This window comes from Streptomyces hirsutus, assembly GCF_001418415.1.
Classification (GTDB): domain Bacteria; phylum Actinomycetota; class Actinomycetes; order Streptomycetales; family Streptomycetaceae; genus Streptomyces; species Streptomyces hirsutus.
In genome coordinates, this window is record NZ_LIQT01000049.1 from 1 (window position 1) to 5,566 (window position 5,566).

At 71.5% G+C, this 5,566-nt stretch carries 4 protein-coding genes; 3 read left to right on the forward strand and 1 reads right to left on the reverse strand.

Annotation, left to right across the window (positions count from 1 at the left end; translation table 11 throughout):
* The first annotated feature begins 592 nt into the window (after positions 1-592).
* Complete coding sequence (gene sucC / locus AOK11_RS04315) at positions 593-1,771, forward strand: ADP-forming succinate--CoA ligase subunit beta (RefSeq protein WP_055592281.1); 1,179 nt, start codon at positions 593-595, stop codon at positions 1,769-1,771.
* 21 nt (positions 1,772-1,792) lie between these two features.
* Entirely contained in the window at positions 1,793-2,677 is an 885-nt protein-coding gene (gene sucD / locus AOK11_RS04320; RefSeq protein WP_055592282.1) for a succinate--CoA ligase subunit alpha, read from the forward strand.
* A 110-nt stretch (positions 2,678-2,787) separates the two neighbouring features.
* Here sucD and AOK11_RS04325 read toward each other — a convergent pair whose 3' ends face one another.
* Complete coding sequence (locus tag AOK11_RS04325; protein WP_055592283.1) at positions 2,788-4,053, reverse strand: helix-turn-helix domain-containing protein; 1,266 nt, start codon at positions 4,051-4,053, stop codon at positions 2,788-2,790.
* Between the two features lie 96 nt (positions 4,054-4,149).
* Here AOK11_RS04325 and AOK11_RS04330 point away from each other — a divergent pair.
* On the forward strand, positions 4,150-5,566 hold a 1,417-nt coding region (locus AOK11_RS04330), incomplete at its 3' end, for a cell division protein PerM (RefSeq protein ID WP_055592284.1).

Genomic DNA, 5,566 nt, shown 5'->3' on the forward strand with positions numbered 1-5,566 from the left:
ACGCCCCGCACGCCCCGCACGTTCCGCATGTTCCGCACGCCCCGCACGTTCCGTGCGTCACATGCATCACATAGGCCATGAATGTCGCGTTGTGTCGCACGTTCGTGCCGCACGCCGTGCGACGCGTTCCGCTCCGCGCGTACGAAATCCGACTTGCGAGTAAGGAGAACTTCAGGGGCGTTCCGGCGTGGACGGTCGAAGGCAGCCGGCCTGTCCGGCCGTGAACGCGTGGAGGGGGTGAGCCGGTCTCCACTGGGGCGGGAGCCGGACATCAGGTACCTCGGAGAGCGGGAACATCCCTGCTCCTCCGGGGTGCGGCGGGCCTCACCGGGGCGTCCCCGGCCCGGTGAGGCCGCTCATCGGCGGCACTCTGTGTCACCAATCCGGGCATCATGTGACAGGTATCACCGCTCAGGTGTGACCCCGCGATTTCGGGAGGCCCTGCCACCGGCTATAGCCTGCGAGGTGGACATGCCGCGCGCTCGGTCACCGTGTGCGCTTCCCTTGTGACACAGCGGACGTCGTCACGTTGCCCTCGCGGCACGCCCACGCATCCAACAAACCGCGAGATCACTGATAGGGACGGAAGCGCGTGGACCTGTTCGAGTATCAGGCGAGGGACCTCTTCGCCAAGCACGATGTACCGGTGCTGGCCGGTGAAGTCATCGACACGCCTGAGGCGGCGCGCGAGATCACCGAGCGTCTCGGCGGCAAGTCCGTCGTCAAGGCGCAGGTGAAGGTCGGTGGCCGCGGCAAGGCCGGTGGCGTGAAGCTGGCAGCAACCCCGGACGAGGCCGTCGCGCGTGCGACGGACATTCTCGGCATGGACATCAAGGGCCACACGGTCCACAAGGTGATGATCGCCGAGACCGCTCCGGAGATCGTCGAGGAGTACTACGTCTCCTTCCTCCTCGACCGTGCCAACCGCACCTTCCTCTCCATCGCGTCCGTCGAGGGCGGCATGGACATCGAGGAGGTGGCGGCCACCCGTCCGGAGGCCGTCGCCAAGACGCCGATCGACGCCAACGAGGGCGTGACCCCCGAGAAGGCGCGCGAGATCGTCGAGGCCGCGAACTTCCCGGCCGAGGTGGCCGACAAGGTCGCCGACGTCCTCGTCACCCTGTGGAAGACCTTCATCGCCGAGGACGCGCTCCTCGTCGAGGTCAACCCGCTGGCCAAGGTCGCCTCCGGTGACGTCCTCGCCCTCGACGGCAAGGTCACCCTGGACGACAACGCCGAGTTCCGTCACCCCGACCACGAGGCCCTCCAGGACAAGGCCGCGGCGAACCCGCTCGAGGCCGCCGCCAAGGAGAAGAACCTCAACTACGTCAAGCTCGACGGCGAGGTCGGCATCATCGGCAACGGCGCGGGGCTCGTGATGAGCACCCTGGACGTCGTCGCCTACGCCGGTGAGGCGCACGGCGGCGTGAAGCCCGCCAACTTCCTCGACATCGGCGGTGGCGCCTCCGCCGCCGTCATGGCGAACGGCCTGGAGATCATTCTCGGCGACCCGGACGTCAAGTCCGTGTTCGTCAACGTCTTCGGCGGCATCACCGCCTGCGACGAGGTCGCCAACGGCATCGTGCAGGCGCTGCAGCTGCTCGCGGACAGGGGTGAGGAAGTCACCAAGCCGCTGGTCGTGCGTCTGGACGGCAACAACGCCGAACTGGGTCGCAGGATCCTCTCCGACGCCAACCACCCGCTGGTGCAGCGCGTGGACACCATGGACGGCGCGGCCGACAAGGCCGCCGAGCTCGCGGCTGCGAAGTAAGGGACGAGGGACTAAACAGCCATGGCTATTTTCCTCAACAAGGATTCCAAGGTCATCGTCCAGGGCATGACCGGTGCCACGGGCATGAAGCACACCAAGCTCATGCTGGCCGACGGCACGAACATCGTCGGCGGTGTGAACCCGCGCAAGGCGGGCACCTCCGTCGACATCGACGGCAACGACATCCCGGTCTTCGGCACGGTCGCCGAGGCGATCGAGAAGACGGGTGCGAACGTATCCGTCCTGTTCGTACCGCCGGCCTTCGCGAAGTCCGCCGTCGTCGAGGCCATCGACGCCGAGATCCCGCTCGCGGTCGTCATCACCGAGGGCATCGCGGTCCACGACTCGGCCGCGTTCTACGCGTACGCCGTGTCGCAGGGCAACAAGACCCGGATCATCGGACCGAACTGCCCCGGTCTGATCAGCCCGGGCCAGTCGAACGCCGGCATCATCCCGGGCGACATCACGAAGCCGGGCCGCATCGGCCTGGTCTCGAAGTCCGGCACGCTGACGTACCAGATGATGTACGAGCTGCGTGACATCGGCTTCTCCTCGGCCGTCGGCATCGGTGGCGACCCGGTCATCGGCACGACCCACATCGACGCGCTGGCCGCGTTCGAGGCCGACCCCGACACCGACCTGATCGTGATGATCGGCGAGATCGGCGGCGACGCCGAGGAGCGGGCCGCGGCGTACATCAAGGAGAACGTGAAGAAGCCGGTCGTCGGCTACGTCGCGGGCTTCACCGCGCCCGAGGGCAAGACCATGGGCCACGCCGGCGCCATCGTCTCCGGTTCGTCCGGTACCGCCCAGGCGAAGCAGGAGGCCCTCGAGGCCGCGGGCGTCAAGGTCGGCAAGACGCCGACCGAGACGGCCAAGCTGGCGCGCGAGATCCTCGCGGGCTGATCGGCCGCAGCATACGGATGGGCCCGTTCCCCTCGAGGGGAACGGGCCCATCCGTTGTTCCGGAACCGGACGCGGAACCTGAACCGCGTCCGGTTCCGGGACCGGGTCCGTCACCATGGCTGCGGTGCCAGCCGCTCCGGGCCGTGCAGCAGTTCCTCGCGGAGCTTGGTGCGCAGCTTCCGCTCCCTGTCCGAGAGGGGTCCCGGCGCCACGCGCGGTGGCACTCCCTGGACCGTCTCGCCGGGCGGCACCGGCGGGTCGTAGCGGGTGGGAGTCGTGTACAGAGTGAACGCGGTGGCGCCGATCAGGGTGAGCGTGAAGGCGATGACGGCCCGGGTCCAGAAGCGGGCCCTGCGCTCGCTGCCCTCGCGTACCTCCGGCGGTGCGGCCGACCGGAGGTGTTCGGTGGAGGCCAGTTCGGCCAGCCGTTGGTGCAGTACGAGCGGGTCCGAGAGTTCCGGCAGCCGGGCCGCGAGGGTCTCGTGTGCGTGCAGCAGGCGGCTCGCGGTCGCGGGCGTGCTCGCCTCCGTCTCCGCCGCGGTCTCCGGCAGGTCGAGGCCGACACCGTCGTAGAGCACGACCGTGCGGCGGTGCGGCGGCGGCAGGTGCAGCAGGACGTCCAGCAGCGCGCGGTCGGAGGGCTGTGAGGGCGGTGGTTCCGGGCGCCGGTAGCGGGGCCGGAACCGGTGCCACGGGGAGAGTGCCCACTCGTACGCCGCCGCGCGTACCCAGCCGGCCGGGTCGCGGTCGAGGGCCACCTCGGGCCAGCGGTCCCAGGCCAGTTGGAAGGCCCGCTCGACCGCTTCGCGCGCCAGGTCGCGACGACCGGACAGAAGATATGTCTGTCGTGCGAGCGCCGGGGTGCAGAAGGCGTACAGGGCGTCGAATGCCTGAGCAGGCGTCAGGGTGGTGGGACCGGCGGCCTCCTCATGGACGGACCGGATGGATCGAACGGGCCGGACGGGCCGGACGGGCGGCAGCAGGGCGCTCCGCCCGACAGGATGCTCGGGGGAAGAATTGGCCGAACGCGCCGAGGATTTGGCCGACTTGGCGAGCTCGGAGGGGTCGGAGCATTCGGAGGGCCAAGAGGGATCGGGGCGTTTGGAGGATCCGGCGGACTCGGAGGGTTCGGAGAGCGACGGGGGTCCCTGCTGCCCGGTGGGCTCGGGTTTCGTCGGGGTGGCGGTGGCCAGCAGTTTCCTGTACGCCTCCCCCTTCCGGCCGCGCGGTGTGGCGCGGCCGGACTCCCACGCACGCACCGTCTTGCGGCTGACGCCGACCCGCCGGGCGAACTGAGCCTGGGGCAGCGCGTGGGACTCGCGCAGGCGTCGGCGCTCCTCGGGCGAGGGGAGGGGGGTGGCAGCGCTCCGTGTCACAGGACGCCCCTTCGTGCGGAAAAGTGCATAACCGTATATTGGGCGACACAGCGGTGCTTCGCCTGTTACGCAGCGAAAGCGCGTGTCGTTGGGAGCATGGCGGGTGTGATCCAGACGACCGCCCGCCGAACGAGGCCGGCCCTCCTGCTCACCCGGATGCGCGACCGCTCGCCCGGGCTGGACTCCGCCCTCCTCTGCGGCGCCCTCGCGGCGGGGCTCGGGCTCGCCGCGTTCGCCATGCTCGTGATCCTGCTGTGGATCAGCTCGCCGTACCCGGACAGCGGACTCGACGGCGCGCTGAGCACGGCGGCGGGGCTGTGGCTGCTGGCGCACGGTGCCGAACTGATCCGCACCGACACGCTCTCCGGTGTGCCGGCCCCACTCGGCGTCCGGCCGTTGCTGCTGCTCGCGCTCCCGGTGTGGCTGCTGCACCGGGCGGCCCGCGACGCCACCGACGGGGGCGTGTCGGACGAGCCGGACGCGTCGGACGACGCCCCGCTCGTGGGCGGCCCGACGGCCTGGACGGGCGTCGTCCTCGGTTACCTGGCCGTCGGCGCGCCCGCCGCGCTCTACGCCGCGGGTGGTGGGCTGCGGCCGGCATGGGCGTCGGCGGGCGTGTGCGTGCCGCTGGTCGCGGTGACGGCCACGGGCGTGGGAGTGTGGCGGGCGTACGGCTGCCCGCGAGGGCCGCTGGAACGGACCGTGGGTGCGCTGCTGCCGAGGGGCGTACGCCATCTGCTCCTCGGCCCGGACGGACGCCTCGGCGTCGCGGCGCGCGCGGCGGGGGCCGGGACGGCGGTGCTCGTCGGCGGCGGGGCGCTGCTGCTGACGGTGTCGCTGCTGTGGCACGGCGGCGAGGCCCAGGGGGCCTTCCTGCGGCTGACGGAGGGGTGGTCGGGGCGGCTCGCGGTGCTGCTGCTCGGCGTCGTCCTGCTGCCGAACGCGGCGGTGTGGGCGGCGTCGTACGCCCTGGGCCCCGGGTTCCTCCTCGGCGTCGGACATGCCGTGACACCGCTCTCCGCCTCACCGGGCCCGCTGCTGCCCGCGTTCCCGCTCCTTGCGGCGGTGCCGGACGCGGGGGCGGGGACGCCGGTGAACTGGGCGGCCGGGGCAGTGCCGTTGGCGGCCGGAGCGGTGGTGGGGTGGTACGTCGCGAAGGGCGCCACCACGGCCGGACACCTGGTGGAGCCCGGAGGCGAGCGGTCGGGGCAGGAGCCGGACGCGTTCTGGTCACCGGGCCGGACGGCCGGTGTCGCCGGATTGTCGGCGGTGCTGTGTGCGGCCCTGCTGGCGATGTTCGCCGCGTTGGCGGGCGGGCCGATGGGGGTTGCCGCGCTCTCCCGGTTCGGGCCGGTGTGGTGGCAGAGCGGCGGCGCGACGCTGGTGTGGATCGGGCTGGTGGCCACGGTGACGGCCCTGGCGGTACGGACCTGGCGCCGCCGCACACCCCGGAGCGAACGGGCGGAGCGGACACCTGCGGGCGCGGACGGGAGGAGGGGGGCAGGAGCGTGGG

Bases quoted from the DNA above. Each gene is read 5' to 3' on its own strand.
- sucD (WP_055592282.1), top strand. From the start codon at position 1,793: ATGGCTATTTTCCTCAACAAGGATTCCAAGGTCATCGTCCAGGGCATG.